Annotated in this window: 19 protein-coding genes and 1 pseudogene; 11 read left to right on the top strand and 9 right to left on the bottom strand. The window is 69.7% G+C overall.

Going from position 1 to position 22,548, the window contains the following annotated elements:
- The first annotated feature begins 35 nt into the window (after positions 1-35).
- On the top strand, positions 36-1,046 hold the full coding sequence (locus ABD747_RS21505) for a LacI family DNA-binding transcriptional regulator (protein WP_344808517.1): 1,011 nt from the start codon (positions 36-38) through the stop codon (positions 1,044-1,046).
- A gap of 4 nt (positions 1,047-1,050) precedes the next feature.
- Here the strand turns inward: ABD747_RS21505 and ABD747_RS21500 are convergent, their stop codons facing one another.
- Together ABD747_RS21500 and lpdA are read right to left on the bottom strand one after the other, a co-directional pair.
- Entirely contained in the window at positions 1,051-1,773 is a 723-nt protein-coding gene (locus ABD747_RS21500) for a VIT1/CCC1 transporter family protein (protein ID WP_344808484.1), read from the bottom strand.
- Between the two features lie 216 nt (positions 1,774-1,989).
- The gene (lpdA, locus tag ABD747_RS21495) at positions 1,990-3,387 is read right to left on the bottom strand and encodes a dihydrolipoyl dehydrogenase (RefSeq protein WP_344808482.1); all 1,398 of its coding nucleotides are present in this window, start codon (positions 3,385-3,387) and stop codon (positions 1,990-1,992) included.
- Positions 3,388-3,485: 98 nt separating this feature from the next.
- Here lpdA and ABD747_RS21490 point away from each other — a divergent pair, with 98 nt between their 5' ends.
- From ABD747_RS21490 to ABD747_RS21480, 3 genes are all read left to right on the top strand, one after another.
- Positions 3,486-5,054, top strand: coding sequence for a CYTH and CHAD domain-containing protein (locus ABD747_RS21490; protein ID WP_344808480.1), 1,569 nt, complete (start codon positions 3,486-3,488; stop codon positions 5,052-5,054).
- Between the two features lie 10 nt (positions 5,055-5,064).
- Positions 5,065-5,835 (top strand): ParA family protein, encoded by a 771-nt coding sequence (locus tag ABD747_RS21485; RefSeq protein ID WP_344808478.1) that lies wholly within the window; start codon positions 5,065-5,067, stop codon positions 5,833-5,835.
- Between the two features lie 99 nt (positions 5,836-5,934).
- Positions 5,935-7,479, top strand: coding sequence for a helix-turn-helix domain-containing protein (locus ABD747_RS21480; RefSeq protein ID WP_344808476.1), 1,545 nt, complete (start codon positions 5,935-5,937; stop codon positions 7,477-7,479).
- 201 nt (positions 7,480-7,680) lie between these two features.
- Here ABD747_RS21480 and pdxY read toward each other — a convergent pair whose 3' ends face one another.
- On the bottom strand, positions 7,681-8,532 hold the full coding sequence (pdxY, locus tag ABD747_RS21475; protein ID WP_344808474.1) for a pyridoxal kinase PdxY: 852 nt from the start codon (positions 8,530-8,532) through the stop codon (positions 7,681-7,683).
- 63 nt (positions 8,533-8,595) lie between these two features.
- Between pdxY and ABD747_RS21470 the strand changes: the two genes are divergently transcribed.
- The 6 genes and pseudogenes from ABD747_RS21470 (at position 8,596) to ABD747_RS21445 (ending at position 14,049) form a co-directional block, all read left to right on the top strand.
- A complete protein-coding gene (locus tag ABD747_RS21470) occupies positions 8,596-9,132 on the top strand; it encodes a PGPGW domain-containing protein (protein ID WP_344808472.1) in 537 nt (178 codons plus the stop codon).
- Between the two features lies 1 nt (position 9,133).
- Complete coding sequence (locus ABD747_RS21465) at positions 9,134-9,937, top strand: glycerophosphodiester phosphodiesterase (protein ID WP_344808470.1); 804 nt, start codon at positions 9,134-9,136, stop codon at positions 9,935-9,937.
- Positions 9,934-11,244 carry an MFS transporter gene (locus ABD747_RS21460; RefSeq protein WP_344808468.1) on the top strand — a complete coding sequence of 437 codons (1,311 nt, stop codon included), beginning with the start codon at positions 9,934-9,936 and terminating at the stop codon, positions 11,242-11,244. Before ABD747_RS21465 ends, ABD747_RS21460 begins: the two co-directional genes overlap by 4 nt.
- 152 nt (positions 11,245-11,396) lie before the next feature.
- Entirely contained in the window at positions 11,397-11,768 is a 372-nt protein-coding gene (locus ABD747_RS21455) for an RNA polymerase-binding protein RbpA (protein WP_344808466.1), read from the top strand.
- A 528-nt stretch (positions 11,769-12,296) separates the two neighbouring features.
- Positions 12,297-13,620, top strand: a pseudogene (locus ABD747_RS21450) (ISL3 family transposase).
- An 18-nt stretch (positions 13,621-13,638) separates the two neighbouring features.
- The gene (locus ABD747_RS21445; RefSeq protein WP_344808464.1) at positions 13,639-14,049 is read left to right on the top strand and encodes a VOC family protein; all 411 of its coding nucleotides are present in this window, start codon (positions 13,639-13,641) and stop codon (positions 14,047-14,049) included.
- A gap of 365 nt (positions 14,050-14,414) precedes the next feature.
- Here the strand turns inward: ABD747_RS21445 and ABD747_RS21440 are convergent, their stop codons facing one another.
- From ABD747_RS21440 to ABD747_RS21420, 5 genes are read right to left on the bottom strand one after another with little or no spacing between them, the layout of a single operon-like run.
- Positions 14,415-14,999, bottom strand: coding sequence for an FxsA family protein (locus ABD747_RS21440; RefSeq protein ID WP_344808462.1), 585 nt, complete (start codon positions 14,997-14,999; stop codon positions 14,415-14,417).
- A complete protein-coding gene (locus tag ABD747_RS21435; RefSeq protein ID WP_344808460.1) occupies positions 14,996-15,784 on the bottom strand; it encodes a polyprenol monophosphomannose synthase in 789 nt (262 codons plus the stop codon). The genes ABD747_RS21440 and ABD747_RS21435 overlap by 4 nt, the downstream gene beginning before the upstream one ends.
- Complete coding sequence (gene lnt / locus ABD747_RS21430) at positions 15,781-17,412, bottom strand: apolipoprotein N-acyltransferase (protein WP_344808458.1); 1,632 nt, start codon at positions 17,410-17,412, stop codon at positions 15,781-15,783. The genes ABD747_RS21435 and lnt overlap by 4 nt, the downstream gene beginning before the upstream one ends.
- 21 nt (positions 17,413-17,433) lie before the next feature.
- Positions 17,434-18,978 carry an amidohydrolase gene (locus ABD747_RS21425; RefSeq protein ID WP_344808456.1) on the bottom strand — a complete coding sequence of 515 codons (1,545 nt, stop codon included), beginning with the start codon at positions 18,976-18,978 and terminating at the stop codon, positions 17,434-17,436.
- A gap of 32 nt (positions 18,979-19,010) precedes the next feature.
- Positions 19,011-19,448, bottom strand: coding sequence for an Lrp/AsnC family transcriptional regulator (locus ABD747_RS21420; protein WP_344808515.1), 438 nt, complete (start codon positions 19,446-19,448; stop codon positions 19,011-19,013).
- A 26-nt stretch (positions 19,449-19,474) separates the two neighbouring features.
- Here ABD747_RS21420 and ABD747_RS21415 point away from each other — a divergent pair, with 26 nt between their 5' ends.
- Complete coding sequence (locus ABD747_RS21415) at positions 19,475-20,440, top strand: 5'-3' exonuclease (RefSeq protein ID WP_425562570.1); 966 nt, start codon at positions 19,475-19,477, stop codon at positions 20,438-20,440.
- Here the strand turns inward: ABD747_RS21415 and ABD747_RS21410 are convergent, their stop codons facing one another.
- Positions 20,441-22,357 carry a fibronectin type III domain-containing protein gene (locus ABD747_RS21410; protein WP_344808454.1) on the bottom strand — a complete coding sequence of 639 codons (1,917 nt, stop codon included), beginning with the start codon at positions 22,355-22,357 and terminating at the stop codon, positions 20,441-20,443.
- Positions 22,358-22,548: the final 191 nt, after the last annotated feature.

The following is a 22,548-nucleotide window of genomic DNA, read 5'->3' as shown; positions in this document are numbered from 1 at the left end:
GAGAGCGCTCTCATACCGGTTAGCATCGGAGCGTGATGACGCCCGGGACCCCGACCCTGGAGATGGTGGCAGCAGCCGCCGGGGTCAGCCGTGCCACCGTGTCCCGGGTCGTCAACGGGTCGCCGAAGGTCAGCCCGCAGGTCGTCGACGCGGTGAACCGGGCGATCGTGGCGCTCAACTACGTGCCCAACCGGGCCGCCCGGACGCTGGCCAGCCGACAGGCGATGGCGATCGCCCTGCTCGTGCCGGAGGACATCGGCCGGTTCTATGCCGATCCGTACTTCGCGTCGGTGGTGAAGGGCATCACCGAGCGGCTGGAACCGACCGACTACGTCCTCAACCTGCTCGTGTCCAGCTCCGACCCGCGGCACAAGACCCGCCGCTATCTGGCCGGTGGCAGCGTCGACGGCGCGCTGGTGGTGTCGCACCACGCCGGTGACCGGGACCTGATCGAGTTGAGCGACATCGTGCCGACGGTCTTCGGTGGTGATCCGACGACCATGCTCGGCCTGCGCGACCGCTTCTACGTCGACGTGGACAACGTCGGCGGCGCCCGGGCGGCAACCCGTCACCTGATCCGCCTGGGCCGGCGCCGGATCGGCACGGTCACCGGCGCGATGGACATGCACGCGGCCACTCACCGGCTGGCCGGCTGGCGCGATGTGATGTCCGAGGCCGGCCTGGACGACACCGCGGTCGCCCACGGCGACTTCACCAGCTATGGCGGGGCGGACGCGATGCGTGACCTGCTGGCGCGCCGGCCCGACATCGACGCCGTGTTCGTGGCGAACGACCTGATGGCGCGCGGCGCGCTGATCACCCTGGGGGCGGCCGGCCGGCGGGTGCCGGAGGACGTCGCGCTGATCGGCTTCGACGACAGCTTCGCGGCGACCAACGTGTCGCCGGGGCTGACCACGGTCCGGCAGGCGGCCGACACCATGGGCTGGTCGATGGCCGACATGTTGCTCGAGCTGCTGGCCGGCCGGGAACCCGAGACCCGGACCCGGATCTTGCCGACCACGCTGGTGCTGCGCGAGACCGCCTGACCGGCTAGGCGATCCCGGTGGTGTTGAGCAACGTCCCGATGGCGTACGTCGCGGTCAGGGCGAGCGCGCCGCCGACCACCACCCGTACGCTCGCCCGTGCCCGGGAGCTGCCGCCGATGGTCGCGGCCACGGCGCCGGTGATCGCGAGCGCGACCAAGACGGCGACGAAGGTGATCGGGACCCGCCACGCCGGCGGCGGCAGCAAGATCGCCAACATCGGCAGCAGCGCGCCCAGGGTGAACGCCGCGGCGGATGCCACCGCGGCGTGCCACGGATTGACCACGTCGTCGGCGTCGATGTTCAGCTCGACGGACAGGTGGGCGCTCAGCGCGTCGTGCTCGGTCAGCTCGCGGGCGACCAGCCGGGCCGTCTCCGCGCTCAGCCCGCGGGCCTGGTAGAGCCCGGCCAGCTCGTCCAGCTCGGCCACCGGGTCGTCGTGCAGCTCCTTCTTCTCCTTCGCGATCAGCGCCCGCTCGCTGTCTCGCTGGCTGCTCACCGAGACGTACTCCCCCAACGCCATCGAGATCGCCCCGCCGACCAGCCCGGCGACACCGGCGGTCAAGATCGCCGCCGTCGCCGTGGTCGCCCCGGCGACGCCAACCACGATTGCCGCGACGGAGACGATCCCGTCATTCGCCCCCAGCACGCCGGCCCGCAGCCAGTTCAGCCGCTGCGCCAACCCCTCCTGGTGCGGCTCGTCATGCCCGGGTATGTCCACCTCCGCCATACGGATAGGCAATCAAACGAGCCGCCCCATCGCCAGCAAGCGCAGCCTGCCCTTCGACAAGCTCAGGGCACGTGCTCGACCACCACCGACGCTGCGCGCCGGGGAGTGCAGAAGCGTTTCGTGAAACACGTTCTTCCGTTTCACGAAACGCGACGAACGAGCCGGCCTGAAGCGCAGCGGAGCGCGGGAGCGAGGGCTTGCCCGAGCGGAGCAAGACTAGAAGTTGATCATGTGGCCCTCGATGCCGTGGGCCGCCTCCTTCATGGCCTCCGACAAGGTGGGATGGGCGTGGATGTTGCGCGCGACCTCGCCGGCCCGGAGCTCCCACAGCCGGGCGAGGGTGAGTTCGGGCAGCAGCTCGGTCACGTCCGGCCCGATCATGCTGGCACCGAGCAATTCGTCGGTGGCGGCGTCGGCGACGATCTTCACGAAGCCGGTGGCGTCGCCGAGGCCGTGCGCCTTGCCGTTGGCGGTGAACGGGAACTTCGCCGTCTTGACCTCGTACCCCTTGTCCTTGGCCTGTGCCTCGGAGTAGCCGAACGAGCCGATCTGCGGCTGGCAGTACGTCGCCCGCGGCACCATGTCGTAGTCGATCGGCATGGTCTCGGCGCCGGCGATCGTCTCCGCCGCCACGATCCCCTGGGCCTCGGCCAGGTGGGCCAGCATCAGCTTCGCGGTGCAGTCGCCGATGGCGTAGATGCCGGACACGTTGGTCCGCATGTAGTCGTCGATGGCGATCGCGCCGCGCTCGGTCAGCTCGACCCCGGTGTTCTCCAGACCGTAGCCCTGGGTGCGCGGCGCGAACCCGATCGCCTGCAGCACCTTGTCGGCCTCCAGCACCTGGGAGTCCCCGCCCTTCGCGGGTGAGACGGTGACCTTGACCTTGTCGCCGGAGTCGTCGATGGTCTCCACCTTGGTGCCGGTCAGCACCGTCACGCCCAGCTTGCGGTACGCCTTCGACAGCTCGGCGGAGATCTCCGCGTCCTCGAGCGGGACCATCCGGTCCAGGAACTCGACGATGGTGACCTTGACCCCGTAGTTGCTCATCACGTACGCGAACTCGACCCCGATCGCGCCCGCGCCCGCCACGATGATCGACTCGGGCAGGTTGTCGGTCATGATCTGCTCTTCGTAGGTGACCACCCGCTCGCTCAGCGATGTCCCCGGCAGCAGCCGGGTGGTCGCGCCGGCGGCGACGATGCAGTTGTCGAAGGTGACCGTGCCGTTGTTCTTGCCGCCGGACACCTCGATCGTCTTGGCGTCGGTGAAGGTGCCCCAGCCGTCGATCTCGGTGATCTTGTTCTTCTTCATCAGGAAGTGGACGCCCTTGGTCATCCGCTCCGAGACCGCCCGGCTGCGTTTGAACGCGGCGCCGAAGTCGAACGTCACGTCGCCGGAGATGCCGAACGTGTTCGCCTCGACGTTGAAGATGTGGGCCAGCTCCGCGTTGCGCAGCAGGGCCTTGGTGGGGATACAGCCGACGTTCAGACAGACGCCGCCCCAGTACTTCTTCTCGATGATCGCGGTGGACAGGCCGAGCTGGGCCGCCCGGATCGCGGCCACGTAGCCACCGGGTCCGGCACCGAGCACGACGACGTCGTAGTGGTCACTCATGGGGGACACTCTAGGGGACCCCTCACGGGCTCAGAATCACCCCGCGACACCGTCGAACAACCGGTGGTGAGTTGGTGTCCGGCTGGTAACTTCCGGACATGCCCAGCGGGTCAGACAGCCATCCGGTTCCCCTTCTCTCCCAGAGCCAACGGCTGGTGACCGCACCGGTGACCACCGACCCGGAGACACCCCTGCGCGCCGCCCTCGGCGCGGCCTACGACGTGCGGCTGCTGGACCGGACCACGCGCCGGCGGACCCACCTGGACACCCCCGACCAGCGGCTGCGCGAGGCCGGGCTGTCGCTGACCCAGCTGGAGAACGGGGTGCTGGTGGGCCGCCGCGGCAACGACGTCGCGGTCAACCAGGACGCCGGCCCGATCGACTGGCCGGCCCTGGCGACCGAGCTGCCGGACGGTCCGGTCCGCGACCTGGTGGCCGGCGCGGCCTCGATCCGGGCGCTGCTCGCTCTCGCCACGGTGGAGACCCGGTCCACCACGTTCGCGGTGCTGAACTCCGACCACAAGACGGTGGCCCGGGTGGGCTGGACCGAGGGCGAGCTGGTCAGCCCGGCGGCACGCTCGCTCGGGATCAAGGTCGAGGTCGAGCGGCTCCGCGGCTATGCGCCGGAGGCGAAGGACGTGCGTCGCCGGCTGGTGGCCGCCGGCCTGGACGTGGCCGACGGCGAACCGTGGCGGGACGCGGTGCTCACCGCCGCGAACGCCGGCCGGCCGTCCGGCCGGCGGTTCGGCATGCACGCCGACCAGCCCGGGGACCTGGCGGTCGCGGACGCCCTGCTCGGCTACCTGGCCGAGCTGGAGGCGAGCGTGCAGGGAGTCGTCGACGACGTCGACACCGAGTACCTGCACGACTTCCGGGTGGCCGTCCGCCGGACCCGCTCGGTGCTCAAGCTGCTCGGCGATGTGCTGCCGGCGGAGCATGTCGGCTGGGCGGCGGCCGAGTTCCGCTGGCTCGGCGACATCACCACCCCGACCCGCGACCTGGACGTCTATCTGCTCGGCATGGACGGGATGCGAGCCGCGGTCAGCCGGCCGGACGACCTCGACCCGTTCGGGGCATACGTCCGGGCCCGCCGCCAGGAGGCGCAGGCCGAGCTGGCCGACGCCCTCCGATCCCCGCGCTACGCGACCCTGACCCGGCGTTGGCGGGCGGCGCTGGCCGAGGCCATCACCGCGCCGACCAACCGGCCGGAGACCGCGGGCGACCTCGCCCGGACCCGGATCGAGCACACCTTCACCCAGGTGTCGCGGCGGGCCAAGGCGATCAAGACCAGTTCCCCCTCGGCCCAGGTGCACGCGCTGCGGAAGAAGTGCAAGGAGCTGCGCTATCTGATGGAGGTGTTCCGCCCGCTGTGTGATCCGGTCGCCTACAAGCGGGTGATCGCCGACTTCAAGGAGCTGCAGGAGACGCTCGGGGAGTTCCAGGACGGCGAGGTCCAGGCGGCCGGCCTGCGAGACTTCGCAGCCGCCATGATGCGGACCGGCGAGACTCCGGTGGAGACCCTGCTCGCGATGGGTCAGCTGTCGGCCGAGTTCGACGCCCGGCAGCAGCGGGCCCGCTCCGAGCTGGACGCGCACCACGAGAGCTATCTGGGCAAGAAGGCGGCGCGCCACCTGGACACCCTGCTCTCCCCCGGTGTCAGCGCGTGAGGACCGCCGGGTGAAGGTCGTCGCGAGCTACAACCTCAAGGGCGGGGTCGGCAAGACCACGGCAGCGGTCAACATCGCCTATCTGGCGGCGGCGGCCGGCCACCGAACCCTGCTGTGGGATCTCGACCCGCAGGGCGCGGCGACGTACCTGTTCCGGGTCAAGCCGCGGGTGAAGGGCGGCGGGGCGAAGCTGGTCCGCGGCCGGCGACCGATCATCGACGCGGTGAAAGCGACCGACTACGAGCGGCTCGACCTGCTGCCGGCGGATTTCACCTACCGGATGATGGACATCGACCTGAACGAGCGGCCGAAGCCGAACAAGACCCTGCGCCGGCTGCTCAGCCCGCTGAGGCACGAGTACGACCTGGTCGTGCTGGACACCCCGCCCAGCCTGTCGCTTGTCTCGGAGAACGTGCTGCAGGCATCCGACCTGGTGCTGGTCCCGCTGATCCCGACGGTGCTGTCGGTGCGCACGTTCGACCAGCTGGCCGACTTCGTCAGGGACCTGAAGGGACGCAAGCCGAAACTGCGTGGCTACTTCTCGATGCTCGACCGCCGCCGGCGGCTGCACACCGACATCTTGGCCGAGCTCCCGGTGGACCGCAAAGACGTCAGCCGGGTCGCGATCCCGGCCGCCAGCGCGGTCGAGCAGATGTCGGTCCGGCGGATGCCGCTGCTGGCGTTCGCGCCGACGAGTCCTGCCGCGACGGCGTTCGAGGAGTTGTGGTCGGAGGTTGCACGGCAGCTGAAACTGCCCGTGGCGGTGGAGAGCCGGTCGTAACACTCAACCGGCGCCGGTGGGTAAACCTGTGGGCGAACTGGCCTGAAATCGCGACTGTGATGCGTACGACACGCGTTCAATGCCGGGAAAAACTCACATATGAGTTACGGTCGTCTGGTGACTGAAACATCTCTCGGCCAGATCGGCGGACTGATCCGCGACGCCCGCAAGCACCGCGGGCTGACCCAGACCCAGCTTGCCACGGTCCTCGGCACCAGTCAGAGTGCCGTCCACCGGATCGAGGCCGGCAACCAGAATCTCAGTCTCGACATGGTCAACCGGATCGCCGCCGCGCTGGACGCGCCGCTGATCTCCGTCGGTCCGAGCGGCCCGACCCACCTGCGGGTGCGGGGCGGGGCCAAGCTCAACGGCCGGATCGAGGTCCGCAGCTCCAAGAACGCCGCCGTCGCGCTGCTCTGCGCCAGCCTGCTCAACCGGGGACGTACCGTCATCCGCGGGATCGCCAAGATCGAAGAGGTCAACCGGATCCTCGAGGTGCTGACCAGCATCGGCGTCCGGGCCTCCTGGTCCGCCGACGGCAACGACCTCGAGTTGATCCGCCCCGAGCAGCTCGACCTGGACGGGATGGACGTCGATGCGGCCCGCCGGACCCGCAGCGTGATCATGTTCCTCGGCCCGCTGCTGCACTCCTACGAGCAGTTCAAGCTGCCCTACGCCGGCGGCTGCGACCTCGGCGCGCGGACCATCGAGCCGCACCTGCAGGTGCTCCGCCGCTTCGGCCTGGACGTCGTCGCCACCGACGGGTACTACCAGTGCAGCGTCGACGCGTCGGTGGAGCCGACCCGGCCGATCACCCTCACCGAGCGCGGCGACACCGTCACCGAGAACGCGCTGCTGGCGGCCGCGTTGTCGCCCGGTCTGACCGTGATCCGCAACGCCAGCCCGAACTACATGGTCCAGGACCTCTGCGTCTTCCTCACCCATCTCGGGGTCGAGATCGACGGGATCGGCACCACCACGTTGAAGGTACGCGGGGTCGAGCGGATCAACACCGATGTCGAGTTCGCGCCGTCGGAGGACCCGATCGAGGCGATGAGCCTGCTCACCGCGGCCATCGTGACCCGGTCCGAGCTGACCATCGAGCGGGCGCCGATCGAGTTCCTCGAGATCGAGCTGGCGATCCTGCAGGAGATGGGCCTGGACTTCGACCTGACCGACGAGTACGTCGCCGCGAACGGCCACACCCGGCTGGTCGACCTGACCGTCCGCCCGTCGGTGCTGCACGCGCCGATCGACAAGATCCACCCGATGCCGTTCCCGGGCCTGAACATCGACAACCTGCCGTTCTTCGCCGTGATCGCGGCGACCGCGGAGGGCAAGACGATCATCCACGACTGGGTGTACGAGAACCGGGCCATCTATCTGACGGAGCTGAACCGGCTCGGCGCCCGGGTCCAGCTGCTCGATCCGCACCGGGTCATCGTCGAAGGCCCGACCCGCTGGCGCGGCCACCAGGTGATCTGCCCGCCGGCCCTGCGCCCGGCCGTCTGCATCCTGCTCGGCATGCTCGCCGCCAAGGGCACCTCCGAGCTCCGCGACGTGTACGTCATCAACCGCGGCTACGAGGACCTCGCCAACCGGCTCAACGCCCTCGGCGCGAACATCGAGGTGTTCAGAGACTGAGCCTATTGCTCCGCTCGGGCAAGCCCTCGCTCCGCGCTCCGCTGCGCTTCAGGCCGGCTCGTTCGTCGCGTTTGGTGAAACGGAAAGGCGTGTTTCACCAAACGCTCCTGCACTCACCGGCGCGCAGCGTCGGTGGTGGTGATGTCTGTGCCCTGACGGAAGATGTGCCCTGAGCTTGTCGAAGGGCACCACGACTCGAGATCAGGCGAGCCGGGCGACCTCGAAGCGGTGGCTGGGGTGCACGAGCTCGTCCTGGGCGGCGACCAGGGCGAGCTCGGAGCGGCCGAGCTCGTGGGTGGCGGTGAGCAGGCCGTACATGACCGCGGCCGTCTCGCCGAGGGCGGCCGGCACGCCGCGGCCGCGCAGGATGTTGACCAGGAACGTGGCGGCGGTGACGTCGCCGCCGCCGGTGAAGACCTGGCCGATGGCGGGGGTGGTCACCGACCAGGCTCCGTCCTCGCTCACCGCCACCATCGAGATCGACTCGGGATCGGCGATCGCTGCGACGCTGGTGACCAGGACGACCCGCGGACCCCGGGCCCGGAGGGCGCGCGCGGCCGCGACGACGTCGTCCAGGGTCTCCACAGCCCGGCCGGTCAGGAACTCGAGCTCGAACTGGTTGGGGGTGACGATGTCGGCTGCCGGCACGACCAGGTCGCGCATCATGGCCGGGATCTCCGGTTGCACATAGAACCCGCGCCCGACGTCGCCCATCACGGGGTCGCAGCAATAGACCGCGCCCGGGTTGCGGCGCCGCACCAGGGCGACCGCGTCCAGCACCACCTGCCCGATCTGGGCACTGCCCTGGTATCCCGACAGCACCGCGTCACACCGGTCCAGCACCCCGCGGTCGTCGATGCCCTGGACGACCGCGGCGACGTCGGTGGCCGGGATCATCGGGCCGCGCCAGGCGCCGTACCCGGTGTGGTTGGAGAAGTTCACCGTCAGCACCGGCCAGACCTCGACGCCCATCCGCATCAACGGGAAGGTGGCGGCGCTGTTGCCGGCGTGGCCGTAGGCGACCGCGGACTGGATCGAGAGGATGGCCGTCACGGAGAGCCAGTGTGACAGCCGCTCGGGTGGCAGCCTTTGGGCCTCACCCCTAGAGTGTTTTGCATGTCTGCCGGCGCAGAGGACGACGACGCGCGTGCGCTGCGTCCGCCGAGCCCGGCCGGCCGGCCGAACCTCGAGCTGGTGAGCGACCAGGACGCCCATGGCGGCGAGCACCTGCACCATCCGCACCACATCCTGATCGAGCCGGAGGAAGATCGCTGGAAGTGGCGGCGCAAGATCCGTCAAGATCCGCGCAAGCTGTTCTTCTATCGCTGGGTGGTCGGCTTTGCCGGCCTGCTGTTCATCGCGCTGGGCATCGTCACCGGCCCGTTGCCCGGACCCGGCGGCATCCCGCTGGTGTTGCTCGGGCTCGCGATCTGGGCCAGCGAGTTCGAGTGGGCGCACAAGCTGATGCAGTGGTTCAAGGCCCAGCTGCACCGCTACCGAGGGTGGCCGGCCAGGCGCAAGGTCCTGTTCTGGATCTGCTTCTTCGCCTGCTGCGGGCTGCTCGGCTATCTCTATCTATTGCTGATCGGGTTCCCGGCCTGGATGCCGCAGTTCATGCACGATCTGGCCGACCGACTGCCCGGCGTCAACTGAGGTGTCCGGCACCGCCGCACTCCCCTACTTCGGGGGGACGGGCTTCATCGCCTTCGCCCACCGCGGCGGCGCGGAGTACGCGCCGAATCAGGGCCGGGAGAACACGGTCTTCGCGTTCCGGCAGGCCGTCGAGCTGGGCTACCGCTATCTGGAGACCGATGTCCACGCCAGCTCCGACGGCGTGCTGTTCGCCTTTCACGATGCACAGCTGGACCGGGTCAGCGGGCACAGCGGCCGGATCGAGGACCTGACCGCAGCGCAGATCGCCGAGGTCCGGATCGGCGGTCGGGACGCGGTGCCGACGCTGGCCGAGTTGTTCGAGGCGTTTCCCGACGCGCGGTTCAACATCGACGCCAAGGCCGACGCCGCGGTCGAGGAGCTGGTCGCGCAGATCCGCCGGCACGACGCGGGCGACCGGGTCTGCGTCAGCTCGTTCGGCGTCCGCCGGCTGCGCCGGCTGCGCCGGTTGCTCGGACCACAGGTGGCGTCCTCGGTCAGCGCGGTCGGCGTCGCCCTGTTCGCCTTTCTGCCCGGGCTCGCCCGGCTGCTGCCCGTCCCCGGCGACGCGCTGCAGCTGCCGCGGTACCAGCGGATCCTGGGCCTGCGCTTCACCGTCGTCAGGCCGTCGGTGGTCCGGGCCGCCCACGCCAGCGGCAAGCAGGTCCACGTCTGGACGATCGACGACGCCGATGCCATGAATCAGCTGATCGATCTCGGTGTCGACGGGATCTTCACCGATCGGATCGATACCTTGAGAACCGTGCTGCAGCAACGTGGTCTGTGGAGCGAACAGGCAACACCGTGACGGTCGCCGCGAGCGAGCCCACGACGATCAGGAAGCGCCAGGTCTTCGCCTGGAGCCTGTGGGACTGGGGAGCGGCGGCGTACAACGCCGTGATCGTCAGCTTCGTCTTCAGCCCGTACGTCGTTCGCGGCGTGGTCGGAGACGAGAAGCCGGGCGGTCTGTCCGGAAACACCTGGCTGGGCATCTCCAGCGCGACCGCCGGGCTGCTGATCGCGCTGATCGCGCCGGTCACCGGTCAGCGCTCCGACGCCAGCGGGCACCGCAAGCGGAACCTGGCGATCTGGACCGGGCTGACCGTGGCGGTCATGCTCGGGCTGTTCAGCGTCCGCAACGAACCGGCGTACCTCTGGATCGCCCTGGTGCTGCTGGCCGCCGGCGCGGTCTTCAACGAGTTCGCCGGGGTCTCCTACAACGCGATGCTGCAGCAGGTCTCCACCCCCGCGACGATCGGGCGGATCTCTGGCTTCGGTTGGTCGATGGGCTACTTCGGCGGCATCTTCTTGCTGCTGACCTGCTACGTCGGCTTCATCGCGCCCGAGGTGGGCTGGTTCGGGGCGACCGCGGACGGCGGCTTGAAGTATCGGATGGTGGCGGTCTTCTCGGCGGCCTGGTTCGCACTGTTCGCGCTACCGGTGCTGATCGCGGTGCCGGAGAAGCCGCCGGGCCCGAAGCAGCGCCGGGTCGGCTTCTTCGCTTCCTACAAGGTGCTCGCCCGCGACATCCGCGAGCTGTGGCGGGTCGAGCGCAACGCACTCACCTTCCTGATCGCATCCGCGCTCTATCGCGACGGGCTGACCGGCGTCTTCACCTTCGGCGCGATCCTGGCGGTCACGGTCTACGGGATGGCGCAGGACACCGTGCTCATCTTCGGCGTGGTGGCCAACGTCGTCGCGGCCGTCGGCGCGATCACCCTCGGTCGGATCGAGGACTTCGTCGGTCCCAAGCGGATCATCATGATCTCGCTGGTCGGCCTGGTCACCACCGCGCTCATCCTGCTGTTCGCGCACGGGGTGACGATGTTCTGGATCTTCGGGCTGATCCTGTGCCTGTGGGTCGGACCGGCCCAGGCGAGCTCGCGCTCCTTCCTCGCCCGGATGGCGCCGGTCGGCCGGGAGGGTCAGATGTTCGGCCTGTACGCGATGACCGGCCGGGCCGCATCGTTCCTGGCGCCGGGGTTGTTCGCGCTGTTCTCCGGCCTGTTCTCCGACCGGGCCGGCATCATCGGTATCGCGCTGGTGCTGATCGCCGGCGGTGTCGTGCTCTGGTTCGTGAAGCCGCCGCCGGCACACCAGCCGAAGCTTGCCTGAGACGCTGCGCGCCGTTCCTGAGGGCAGGCTTTGAATCCCGACCCGGATGCGGTTGACCTGGTTGGTGCGGAACAATCGGGGTAGTCGCGGAGTTGAACCAGCGGATCTGAACGGTATGAGGCTGTACACCGTCGACATCATGGGAGGTCAACGTGGCGGATAGGTCACTGAAGGGCACCGGGCTGGGAGCCAAGAGCTTCGAGGACGAGGCCGGTGTGGAGTTCGCCGCGCGCCAGGACATCACCTATGACTGCCCTCGCGGGCACAACTTCACGCTGACCTTCTCGGCCGAGGCGGATATCCCGTCGTTGTGGGAATGCCCGCGCTGTGGCGCGGAGTCGCTGCGGGCGAACCACGAGCGGCCCACCGCCAAGGACGAGAAGCCGCCGCGGACCCATTGGGACATGCTGCGCGAGCGCCGCTCGATCGCCGAGCTGGAGGACCTGCTGGCAGAGCGCCTCGGGTTGCTGCGATCCGGAGCCCTCGGCCCGAACTACGGCTCGACCCCGAAGAAGACCGCCTGAGAAGCGTCGGCTCGAGCGCCCACTGACTCGCGGGGCCGCTCTCGGATTGCACTGGTCGGTGATCCGAGAGCGGCCCCGTGGCTGTTCCGTACGCTCCGTACGCCGCGTCGCCGTCCGCAAATCCCGGCCATGGCTGGATCTTTGCTGCATTGCATCTCGACCCGACCCCAGATTCCGGCCATGGCTGGATTTTCGGGGCGTCGAGACCGAATCTGACCCCCAGTCTCCAGCCGCGGCCGGATTTTAGGGGCGGCGGAGCCGGATCGGGCCTGGACTTTCCGGCCATAGCCGGTTTTTGCGTACGCGGATGCTCCAGGCGGACGATCGAAGCGGCTTGACCATTCGCGGACGGGACCGCGCTGCCGGCCCTGACCGACCTGACCCCAGATTCCGGCCATGGCTGGATTTTCGGGGCTCTTCCCAGATGAGGTGTAGCGCTGTGGGTTCGTCGGCGCGTCGTTGAGCGGGTAGGAGTCGAGGCCTCCCGAAGATGGAAGTTCTCACGCTCGCCATCTGGAAGACCTCGACGTGCCCGACGCTACCCCGCCGGTCGGCTTCGGCCGCCCCGACCTGACCACCTTCGCCCGGCTCGACCGGCTCGGCCTCGAAGTCGTTGGACAGCGACTCGAGCCTGACCGTGCGGTCCTCGCGTGCCGGGTCGCCGGACCCGATCAGTGGTGCAGGCGTTGCGGTTGTCAAGGCGCGCCGCGCGACAGCGTGGTCCGAAGACTTGCCCACGAGCCGCTGGGTTGGCGGCCAACGATGCTGGAAGTCGTCGTCCGCCGTTACCGTTGCAGCGAGCGCGGTCACGTGTGGCGCCAGGACACCAGCGCCGCAGCCGAGCCCAGGGCGAAGCTCTCGCGGTCCGGGTTGGCCTGGGCGTTGACGGGCATCGTCGTGCAGCACCTCACGGTCGCCCGGATCGCCGAAGGCCTCGGGGTCGCGTGGGACACCGCGAACAACGCGGTTCTGGCAGAGGGCAAGCGACTGTTGATCAACGAACCGGCCCGGTTCGACGGGGTGAAAGTCATCGGGGTCGACGAGCACGCGTGGCGCCACACCAGGCGCGGCGACAAGTACGTCACCGTGATCATCGATCTCACTCCCGTGCGGGACGGCACCGGACCAGCCCGCCTGTTGGACATGGTCGAGGGCCGTTCCAAGCAGGCGTTCAAGACCTGGCTCAACGAGCGTCCGCAGGCGTGGCGCGACGTCGTGGAGGTGGTCGCGATGGACGGGTTCACCGGCTTCAAGACCGCAGCTGCCGAGGAAGTCCCCGACGCCGTCGCGGTGATGGATCCCTTCCACGTGGTCCGCCTGGCTGGCGACGCACTCGACAAGTGCCGACGACGAGTCCAGCTCGCCATCCACGGCCACCGCGGGTTCAAGGACGACCCGCTCTACAAGTCCCGTCGGACCCTGCACACCGGCACCGGCCTGCTCACCGACAAGCAGATCACCCGGCTCACCGCACTGTTCGCCGACGACGCGCACGTCGAAGTCGAAGCGACCTGGGGCATCTACCAGCGCATGGTCGCCGCCTACCGCGACGAGGACAGGGCGCGTGGCCGAGAGGCGATGGTGACTGATCGAATCGATCAGCACCGGCGTACCGAAGGTGCTCACCGAGGTCATCACCCTTGGCCGGACGCTGAAGAAGCGTGCTGACGACGTGCTCGCCTACTTCGACCGACCCGGCACCAGCAACGGCCCTACCGAGGCGCTCAACGGACGCCTCGAGCACCTCCGCGGGTCCGCACTCGGGTTCCGCAACCTGACCAACTACATCGCCAGATCGCTGCTCGAGACCGGCGGCTTCAGACCCCAACTCCTACACCCTCGATTGGAATGAGCCCTCTATCGTCGGTCCATGACCACTCGACTGAACCCCTACCTCAGCTTCGCGGGTGATGCCTCGGCCGCCCTGGCGTTCTACCAGGACGTCTTCGGCGGCGATCTCACGATCAACCACTTCGGCGACTTCGGCACCGACGACCACGGCATGGGCGACCAGGTCATGCACGGCCAGCTGGAAACAGCGTCTGGCCTCACGCTGATGGCCGCCGACATGCTCCCGGGCGAGACGTTGCGGCCCGGGAACAACCTCGCGGTCAGCCTCGGCGGGGACGACACCGAGGAACTGCGCGGCTACTGGCAGGCGCTGTCGGACGGAGGGACCGTGACGGTCGAGCTGGCCACCCAGCCGTGGGGCGACGAGTTCGGGATGTGCGTCGACCGGTTCGGGACCTCGTGGCTGATCAACATCGCCGGGGGCGGCTGACCTACCCGATCCGCGCTGCGCCCGGTCGGTCAGGCTGTCCGTCGGTACCGCAGGTCGGCGATGCCGCGGCCGGCGGCAGTCCCCTTGCGCTCGAACCTCGTCACCGGCCGCTCGGCCCAGCGATCGACCACGCCCCCTGCGCCTCCCCCCGGGGGGTGCCGGCGGCCCGGCTGCGGGGCTGGCGTGCGGCCTACGACAACGTGCTCGAGACCGGCGGCTTCAGACCCCACCTACACCCTCGATTGGGATGAGCCATTTTCGGGGCGTCGAGACCGGATTTGGCCGAACTTTCCAGCCACAGCCGGATTTTGCGGGCAGGGCGCGACGACAGACGCCGGCTCACGTGCGGCTGGGCGCGGAGAGCCTCAGGAGGGGCGGTCGCCAGGCGGGTCGGCCTCGATCTCGCCCTTGATGACGATCGGCCCGGCGTCGCCGCTCGCAGCGGACGCCCGCGAGTCGGAGGCGTCGTCGACCACCTCACCGGGGACGATGTTGCCCGGATCGGTCTGAGCCCGGATGACGGCGACGTCGACGCCCATGGCGGCGACGCGGCGGGCGACGACGAAGCCCAGCACGCGGCGGGCGTACGGACGGGTGAACGGCAGCAGGAAGACGAAGCCGAAGATGTCGGTGATGAAGCCGGGCAGCATCAGCAGCAGGCCGCCGACGAGGATCAAAGCGGCGTCGGCCAGCTCGCCGGTCGGCATCTTTCCGCTCTCGAACGCGGTGTTCAGAGCCGACCAGGCGCGCCGGCCCTCGCGCTGCATGAGCCAGCCACCGAGCACGGCCTCGCCGACCAGGATCGCGATCGTGGGCAGTACGCCGATGGCCTGCCCGACCTGGACCAACAGCCAGACCTCGGCGATCGGCAGCGCGACGAGCAGGACGATCAGCAGCGGACCGAGCCAGCTCCGCCGCCGCGAGGTCCTGACCGGCGCGCCCTGGCTCACCGCTCGACCACACCCTGACTGGTACGGCCGGGGCGGGCCCGGCCGGCCAGACCCTTCACCTGGTTCGCCCGGTGCGCGATCCCCCACAGCGTGGTCCGGGCCAGGGCCTCGATCACGATCTTCTGGCTCATCTTCGAGTCGCCGTACTGCCGCTCGACGAACGTGATCGGCACCTCGACCACCCGGAAGCCTGCCTTCAGCGCCCGCCAGGCCAGGTCGACCTGGAAGCAGTAGCCGGCGGAGGCCACGTCGTCCAGCCCGAGCCCGAGCAGGGTCTCGCGGCGGAACGCGCGATAGCCACCGGTGGCGTCCTTCAGCGGGATGCCGAGGGCGATCCGGGTCCACAGGTTGCCGCCCCGGGACAGCACCTCGCGCGAGCGCGGCCAGTTCACCACCCGGCCGCCCTGGACCCAGCGCGAGCCGAGGACCAGGTCGGCGTCGGCCAGCGCGGCCAGCAGCTTCGGCAGCTGCTCGGGCTGGTGCGAACCGTCGGCGTCCATCTCGACCAGCACGTCGTAGCCGTGTTCGAGACCCCACTCGAACCCGGCCAGGTAGGCCGCACCGAGGCCCTCCTTACCGAGCCGGTGCATGACGTGCACGTGGTCGTCGGTCTCGGCCAGCGCATCGGCCAACTTGCCGGTGCCGTCCGGGGAGTTGTCGTCGGCGATCAGCACGTGCGCCTCCGGCACGGAGGTGCGGAGGCGGGACGTGATGCTGTCGATGTTCTCGGCCTCGTTGTAGGTCGGGATGATCACCAGCACGGCACCAAGAGGATGTTCGCTCACGACTCGAGTCTCCCAGATCGTGCGTGACGAACAGTTTTCACGGCCGTAGGCGGGCGGCGGACCAGGGCGGCCACGCAGAACAGCAATCCGGCGAGCGCGAGCCCCCGGTCCAGCCAGGGCGCGACGGTCAGCGCCGGGGTGAGCGCCGAGCGGAGCGGCATGGTCACCACGAAAGCATCGTTGGTGAACTCCGCGGTCCGCTTCACTACGGTGCCGTCGCGGTCGATGTAGCCCGAGACGCTGTTGGTGGTGGCCACGGCGATCTCGCGCCGGGCCTCCATCGCCCGCGCCCGGGTGATCGCGAACTGCTGCTCGACCTGGCCGGTGCCGCCGTACGTCGCGTTGTTGCTCTGCACCATCAGCACCTGGGAGCCGGCGACCGCCTGATAGACAGTCTGGTCGTAGGCCAGCTCGAAGCAGATCACGTCACCGACCCGCAGGCTCCGGCCGTTCACGGTGCCCTCCAACACTCCCGGGGTGGTGCCCGGCACCGACTGGGCGCCGACCTCCTTCAGGATGGGCACCAGCGGCAGCAGCTGCTGGCGGAACGGGATCCACTCGCCGAACGGCACCAGGTTGCGCTTGTGATACACCGACGTGACGCCGTACGTCGGGTCCCACCACATCGCCGTGGTCTGCCGCTCGTCGTCGCCCGGGCCCTCGGTCACGGCGCCGACCAGGATCGGCCGTCCGGCGATTTTCGCCGCCGACCAGACCACGCTCCGGGTGACCCCGTCCAGCTGCGGGTCGATGTCGGTGGAGTTCTCCGGCCAGAGGATGAAGTCCGGCGTGGGCACCTGCCCGAGCCGGGCCTTCGCCATCAGGTCGACGGTCTCGGTCAGATGGTTGTTGGTCACCGATCGCGCCCGGCCCAGCGCCTCGATCCCCCGCCCCGGCACGTTGCCCTGGACCACGCCGACGTTCACCGTCCCGGCGGCGGTCGCCGCCGGCTCCGGCTCGTACGACCGCAGCGCCAGACCGCCGAGCAGGAGCAGCACGATCAGGCCGCCGCTGACCAGCGCCCTGGTCCGCCTGGCCACCGTGGTGCTGGGCGACGCCGGCGCGACTGCCCAAGCGATCAGCTGGCCGACCAGGGCGACCAGAAACGACAGCCCGACCACGCCGAGGATCGGCAGGTAGCCGGCCAGCGGCGTATCGACCGCCGCGTACGCGATCCGGGTCCAGCCGAACCCGCCGAACGGCGCCCGGGAGTAGGCGAACTCGACCATCACCCAGCAGCACGCCGCGGCCAGCGGCCACAGCTTCAGCCGCGACACCAGGCTCAGCGACAACCCGAGGAGCCCGAAGAACAAGGCCATGAACACGATCAGCAGCGCCGCGACCCACCAGCCGAGCACGTGCAGCCAGTTCACGCTGACGGTCAACATGGCGAGGCCGAAGGCGTAGCCGAGACCGAAGGAGCGGCGCAACGGCTGCCCGAAGACGGCGAGCGTGAAGGCCGGCAGGCTGATAGCCAGCAACGGCCACAGTCCGTACGGCTGCCAGCTCAGCCCCGTCGCAATGCCGGCCAGCGCCACCGTCAGCAGTCGCAGCCAACCACCACGCCGCGTCGTCGCGAAGGCCGGGCCGGCTGCTTCGTGGTCGGCGACGGCCGCGGCGGATGACACGCCCCGAGAGTACCCAGTCGTTCAGCGCGCGCCGGTGTGGTCGCGATCGGCGACGAGCCGGCCGCCGAGCACGGTCCCCTGCCACTCCGGCAGCGGTACGTCCTCGGCCAGCCGCGGCAGCCCGTCGGCGTCGAGGCTGGCCGGTTCGGCCTGCCAGATCGCCAGATCGGCGCGCTCGCCGACGGCGAGCCGCCCACCGGACCGCCGCGCCGCGGCGTGACCACCGATCGTCGCGGCCGCGAACGCGTCGGCAACGCTCAGCCGCTGGCGGCTCTGGTGGTGCCGCGCGGCGGCCCGGACGGTTTCCCAGCCGGCCAGCGGGGTGACCGGGGTGTCGGAACCGAAGGCCAGCATCACCCGCGCGGCGGCGAAGGACCGGAGCGGGTTCATCAGCCGGGCACGATCCGGCCCGAGTCGCTGCTCGTACAGCTCGCCCGGCGCGCCCCAGGCGGCGTCGAACGCCGGCTGCACGCTGGCCACCACCCCGAAGGTGTCGAGCCTGCCGAGCTCGGCGACATCGACCATCTCCACGTGCTCGAGCCGGTGCCTCGCGGCGACCATGGCCTCCCGGCCGACCACGGCGCCGGCCCGTCCGACCGCCTCGATGGCGGCCGCCACGGCGTCGTCGCCGATGCAGTGGAAGCCGCCCTGGACTCCGGCGCGGGTGCAGGCGATCAGGTGCTCGGTCAGCTGATCGAGGTCGAGATAGCGGACACCGCGGCCGGCCGCATCGGCATACGGCTCGCGCAGCGCGGCCGTCCGCGAGCCGATCGCCCCGTCCACGCACAGATCGCCGGCCAGCCCGACCGCGCCGCTCGCCGCCATCCGGGCGAACGCCTCGTCGGAGGCCGACTCGCCCCAATAGCCGACCACCTCCAGCCCGATCCGCCTTCCCTCGTCACGGACCCGGACGAGGTCCTCGACGGGTCCGAGATGGGGCCCGCCGAGCTCGTGCACGCAGCCCAGGCCCTGCCGCACCGCGGCGTCGACGGCGACCCGGGCGGCCGCGCGCCGCTCCGCGTCGGTGGTCAGCTCGCCGACCGCGGCTCGGGCGGCGTGGTGCGCGTCTCGCCGGAGCAGCCCGTCGGGGCCGAAACCGGGCAGTCCGGCGATCTCCGGACGCGCGTCCAACAAGGACGTCGACACCACCGCCGAGTGCACGTCGACCCGTGCCAGGTAGACGACCCGGCCGCCGGCCGCGCGATCCACCTCGGCTCGGCTCGGCGCGGTGGGGTCCGGCCAGGAGCGCTCGTCCCAACCCTGACCGAGCACGAGCCGGCGCCCGGGTCGCTGCCGGACGTAGGCAGCCAGCCGGTCCAGTACCTCGGTCCGGCTGCCCGCACCGCGCAGATCCAGGCCGTCGGCCACCAGGCCGGTCTGGACCAGGTGGGTATGCGCATCGACGAACGCCGGCGCGATCAGCGCGCCGGCCAGACCGATCTCCTCCGCACCGGAGTAGCGGCTGCGCGCCTCCCCCGCCGTGCCGACGTACCCGACCCGCCCGCCGTCGATCACCAGGGCTTCGGCGGGCGCCGCCCCCGGCCGCGCGATGACCGCATCGACCATTAGCTGTGGTTGCCCGCGACCCAGCCAAGACATCAGATCTGCGGTCGGTCCTCGTATGGGATCGAGAGCACCGTCGTGGTCTGGGTGGAGACCTTGCCGTCGCTGCGGATCCGGGCCAGCAGGGACTCCAGGTGGCTCATGCTCGGCACCTGCACCTTGAGCAGATAGCTGGCGTCGCCGGCCACCGAGTAGCAGGAGATGATCTCCTCGATGTGCTTCAGCCGCTCGGGCGCGTCGTCGGGCTGGCTGGGGTCGAACGGCTTGATCGCCACGAACGCGGTCACCAGCAGCCCGAGCTGGCCGGCGTCCAGCCGGGCGTGGTAGCCCTTGATGAGTCCCCGTTGCTCCAGCCGCCGGACCCGCTGCTGGGCGGCGGAGGTGGACAGGCCCGTCTCCTTGCCGATGTCGGTGTACGACATCCGGCCGTCCCGCGCCAGCAGCGCGAGGATGCGGCGGTCGAGCTTCTCCATGGGGGACATCGTGCCAGTATGCGTCTGTGTCTCCCGATCGGCTGCTGCTCCTTGATACCGCGTCGTTGTACTTTCGTGCCTTTTTCGGCATGCCGGATTCACTTCGTGCGCCCGATGGCACCCCGGTCAACGCAATTCGCGGTCTGCTCGACTACATCGCCAAGCTCACCGACGGCTACCACCCGACCCATCTGGCCTGTTGCTGGGACAACGACTGGCGGCCGGCGTGGCGGGTCGAGCTGGTGCCGAGCTACAAGGCGCACCGCGTCGCCGGCTCCGGCGACACCACCATCAGCGAGATGTCGTCTTCCAAGACCACCTCGGGCGAGACCGCACCGGACGACCTGGCCGTCCAGGTGCCCTACATCCGGGCGGTCCTGGACGCGCTCGGCATCGCCATCGTCGGCAAGAACGGCTACGAGGCCGACGACGTGATCGGCACCCTGGCGAGCACCGCCGCGATGCCGGTGGACATCGTCACCGGGGACCGCGACCTGTTCCAGCTGGTCGACGACGCGCGCGAGGTTCGGGTGCTGTACGTCGCCCGCGGGGTCGGCCGGCACGAACGCGTCGACGACGCGTGGGTGCGCAGCAAGTACGGCGTCCCGGCATCCGGCTACGTCAGCTTCGCCACGCTGCGCGGTGATCCGTCCGACGGCTTGCCCGGGGTAGCAGGAATCGGTGAGAAGACCGCCGCCAGCCTGATCGACAGCTACGGCGACCTGGACGCCATCCTGGCCGCCGCGAGCTCACCGGACACCAAGGTGAGCGCCTCGGTCCGCTCCAAGCTCGGCGCGGCGATCGACTATCTGGCGGTCGCGCCGACGGTCGTCGCGGTCGCCCGCGACCTCGATCTCGGCGTCACGTTCGACGACCTCCGACTGCCGCCCGCCCCGCGCGAGCCCGAACTGTTCGCGGAGCTGACCGAGCTGCTCGGGCTGGGCGGCAGCGCAGACCGGGTGCTGGCTGCGCTGGCGGCGGAGGCCGGCTGATCAGCGGATCGGGGCGGTCTTGGCCGAGGTCAGCGAACTGGTGGAGAAGCCGTAGCGCCGGCCGGTCGCGGTGACCGTGATCCGCTTCCCGCGGTCGGCGGCCGTGAGCTTGTAGCGGGACGAGGTCGCACCCCTGATCGAGCTGCCGTTGCGCTTCCACTGCAAGCTCATGCTCGCCTTGGTGGTCGGGTTGCTGCCGGCCAGCCACGGGGTGACCTTTCCCGTCAGGGTCGAGCCGACCCGGCGGGTGCCGGAGATGGACGGCTTGTAGCGCTTCCGGAACGGGGCGTTGTCGAGCCGGACGTTCACCGCGGTGAAGGGATCGCGGACCGAGGTCGTGGACGCCTTGCCCGGCGGCACCCGGACGCTGGTGATCTTGCCCTTGGTCACCACGATCTCGACGCTGCGGGTCTTGAACCCGTCTCCGGAGTACGCGTAGCGCAGCCAGTGCCGGCCGTCGGGCAGCCCGCGGAGAATGTACTTGCCGTTGGGAGCGCTGGTGCCGACGACCTCCACCTCGCGGGCAGAGGTCATCGCGGTGAGCGCGGTGATGTCGACGTCGCGCACCGCCCGGCCGGAGCGGTCCCGCACGATGCCGGAGACCACGGCACCGGTGTGCAGCTTCACCGTCGGTGCGGTGGTGGCCTTGTCGCGCGCGACATTGACGACCGATGCCTCGGCGGGGATGCGGCCGCCGTCCTTGCCCGAGCGGGCCCAGGCCGACGCGTAGTTGCCCGAACCGGTGTAGGTGATCAGCACCTTGTAGCCGCCGGGGCGGACCGCCATCGAGTAGGCGTTGTCGCTGCCGACGGTGACCTGCTCGACCAGCTCGTTGCCGAGGTAGGCCGACGCGGTCAGGTCGTCACCGGTGACGCCGGTCGTCTTCCCGGAGATGGTGCCTCGGGCGACGATGGTCTTGGCGGTCACGAAGTCGGAGCTGCTGGTGATCCGCTGGTTCTGCCGGCCGATCAGGTACACCTGCGCGTAGTAGGTGGTGTTCGCCACCAGTCCGGTGATCGTCGCTGAGTTGGTGGTGTACGGACCGCGGGTCCTCACGCCCTTGAACCTGGCCAGCGGAACCGACGGCTCGCGGCCCGGGACCGGGTAGATGAACTCGGTCGCGATGCTGACCACGTACTTGGTGCCGGCGGGCAGCGGGTTCAGCGCCGTCCAGGCGAGCTTGACATCCCCGGGTCCCTGGGAGACGACCTTCAGCCCGGACGGCGCCGCGTTGGAGTAGCCGGATGTGACGAACTGGTTCTCCGGCGAGTAGTCGCTGATCCGCTTGGACGTGTTGCCGACGTAGGTCTTGACGTAATAGAGGGTGTTGGCCTTCAGCCCGCTGAGCGAGATCGAGTTGGTCGCGGTGCGATAGAACTTCGGCTTCGCGCTGGGCGAGGTGGCCAGCCGGACGCCGTACTCGGTCGCGTTCGGCACCGCGGCCCAGCTGAGCTTGGCGCTGCGCTTGGTGATCAGCGACGGGGTGGAGTCGCCGGGCGCCCGGAACGGGTAGCTGACGGTAGCGCTGACCGGCTTGGAGTAGGTCTGGCTCAGCACCTTCAGGCTGTCCGGATCGACCACCGCGACCCGGAAGTAGTACTGCTTGCCGGTGCTGAGACCGGACACCACCGCGGAGGTGTCGGTCAACGGATCGGACTTCGTGCTGGCCGGCAGGAACTTCGGCGATCCGAACGAAGCGCTCGTCGAGTACTGGATCCGGTAGCCCTTCGCCCCGGTGACCCCGGACCAGGACACCTTCACCGCTGTCGCGGAGTCCCCCACCTTGCTCACCGTCGGCGGGTCGGGCGGGCTGATCGCCACCGCGGACGGAACCAGGAACGACAGCAGCAGGGCGAGCGCAGCGACCATCATCACCGTGAGTCGCAATGGCCGCGCGGCGCCGCTGATGCTGCTCATGTCTCCCCGGTGGTGAAGCCGACTCTGGGTCCGATGGGTCCCGCGCATCCTAACAACGACTCGACAAAAAACGCCGCATCACGACACCACGCCGGTTTCACAACGATTCGACAGATCAGCGTGTCGATACTTGACTTCTGGGCTTCCGATACTCGAGTGACGGCTGTTACGTTTGGGGCTCGATTGCCATG

Source organism: Microlunatus ginsengisoli, assembly GCF_039537205.1.
Classification (GTDB): domain Bacteria; phylum Actinomycetota; class Actinomycetes; order Propionibacteriales; family Propionibacteriaceae; genus Microlunatus; species Microlunatus ginsengisoli.
The sequence above is the reverse complement of the archived record's forward strand: the minus strand, read 5'-3'. Positions and strand labels throughout refer to the sequence as shown.

Coding starts and splice junctions, on each gene's coding strand:
- ABD747_RS21505 (WP_344808517.1), top strand. CDS start 36: ATGACGCCCGGGACCCCGACCCTGGAGATGGTGGCAGCAGCCGCCGGG.
- ABD747_RS21500 (WP_344808484.1), bottom strand. CDS start 1,773: ATGGCGGAGGTGGACATACCCGGGCATGACGAGCCGCACCAGGAGGGG.
- lpdA (WP_344808482.1), bottom strand. CDS start 3,387: ATGAGTGACCACTACGACGTCGTCGTGCTCGGTGCCGGACCCGGTGGC.
- ABD747_RS21490 (WP_344808480.1), top strand. CDS start 3,486: ATGCCCAGCGGGTCAGACAGCCATCCGGTTCCCCTTCTCTCCCAGAGC.
- ABD747_RS21480 (WP_344808476.1), top strand. CDS start 5,935: ATGAGTTACGGTCGTCTGGTGACTGAAACATCTCTCGGCCAGATCGGC.
- ABD747_RS21470 (WP_344808472.1), top strand. CDS start 8,596: ATGTCTGCCGGCGCAGAGGACGACGACGCGCGTGCGCTGCGTCCGCCG.
- ABD747_RS21445 (WP_344808464.1), top strand. CDS start 13,639: ATGACCACTCGACTGAACCCCTACCTCAGCTTCGCGGGTGATGCCTCG.
- ABD747_RS21425 (WP_344808456.1), bottom strand. CDS start 18,978: ATGGTCGATGCGGTCATCGCGCGGCCGGGGGCGGCGCCCGCCGAAGCC.
- ABD747_RS21420 (WP_344808515.1), bottom strand. CDS start 19,448: ATGGAGAAGCTCGACCGCCGCATCCTCGCGCTGCTGGCGCGGGACGGC.
- ABD747_RS21410 (WP_344808454.1), bottom strand. CDS start 22,357: ATGAGCAGCATCAGCGGCGCCGCGCGGCCATTGCGACTCACGGTGATG.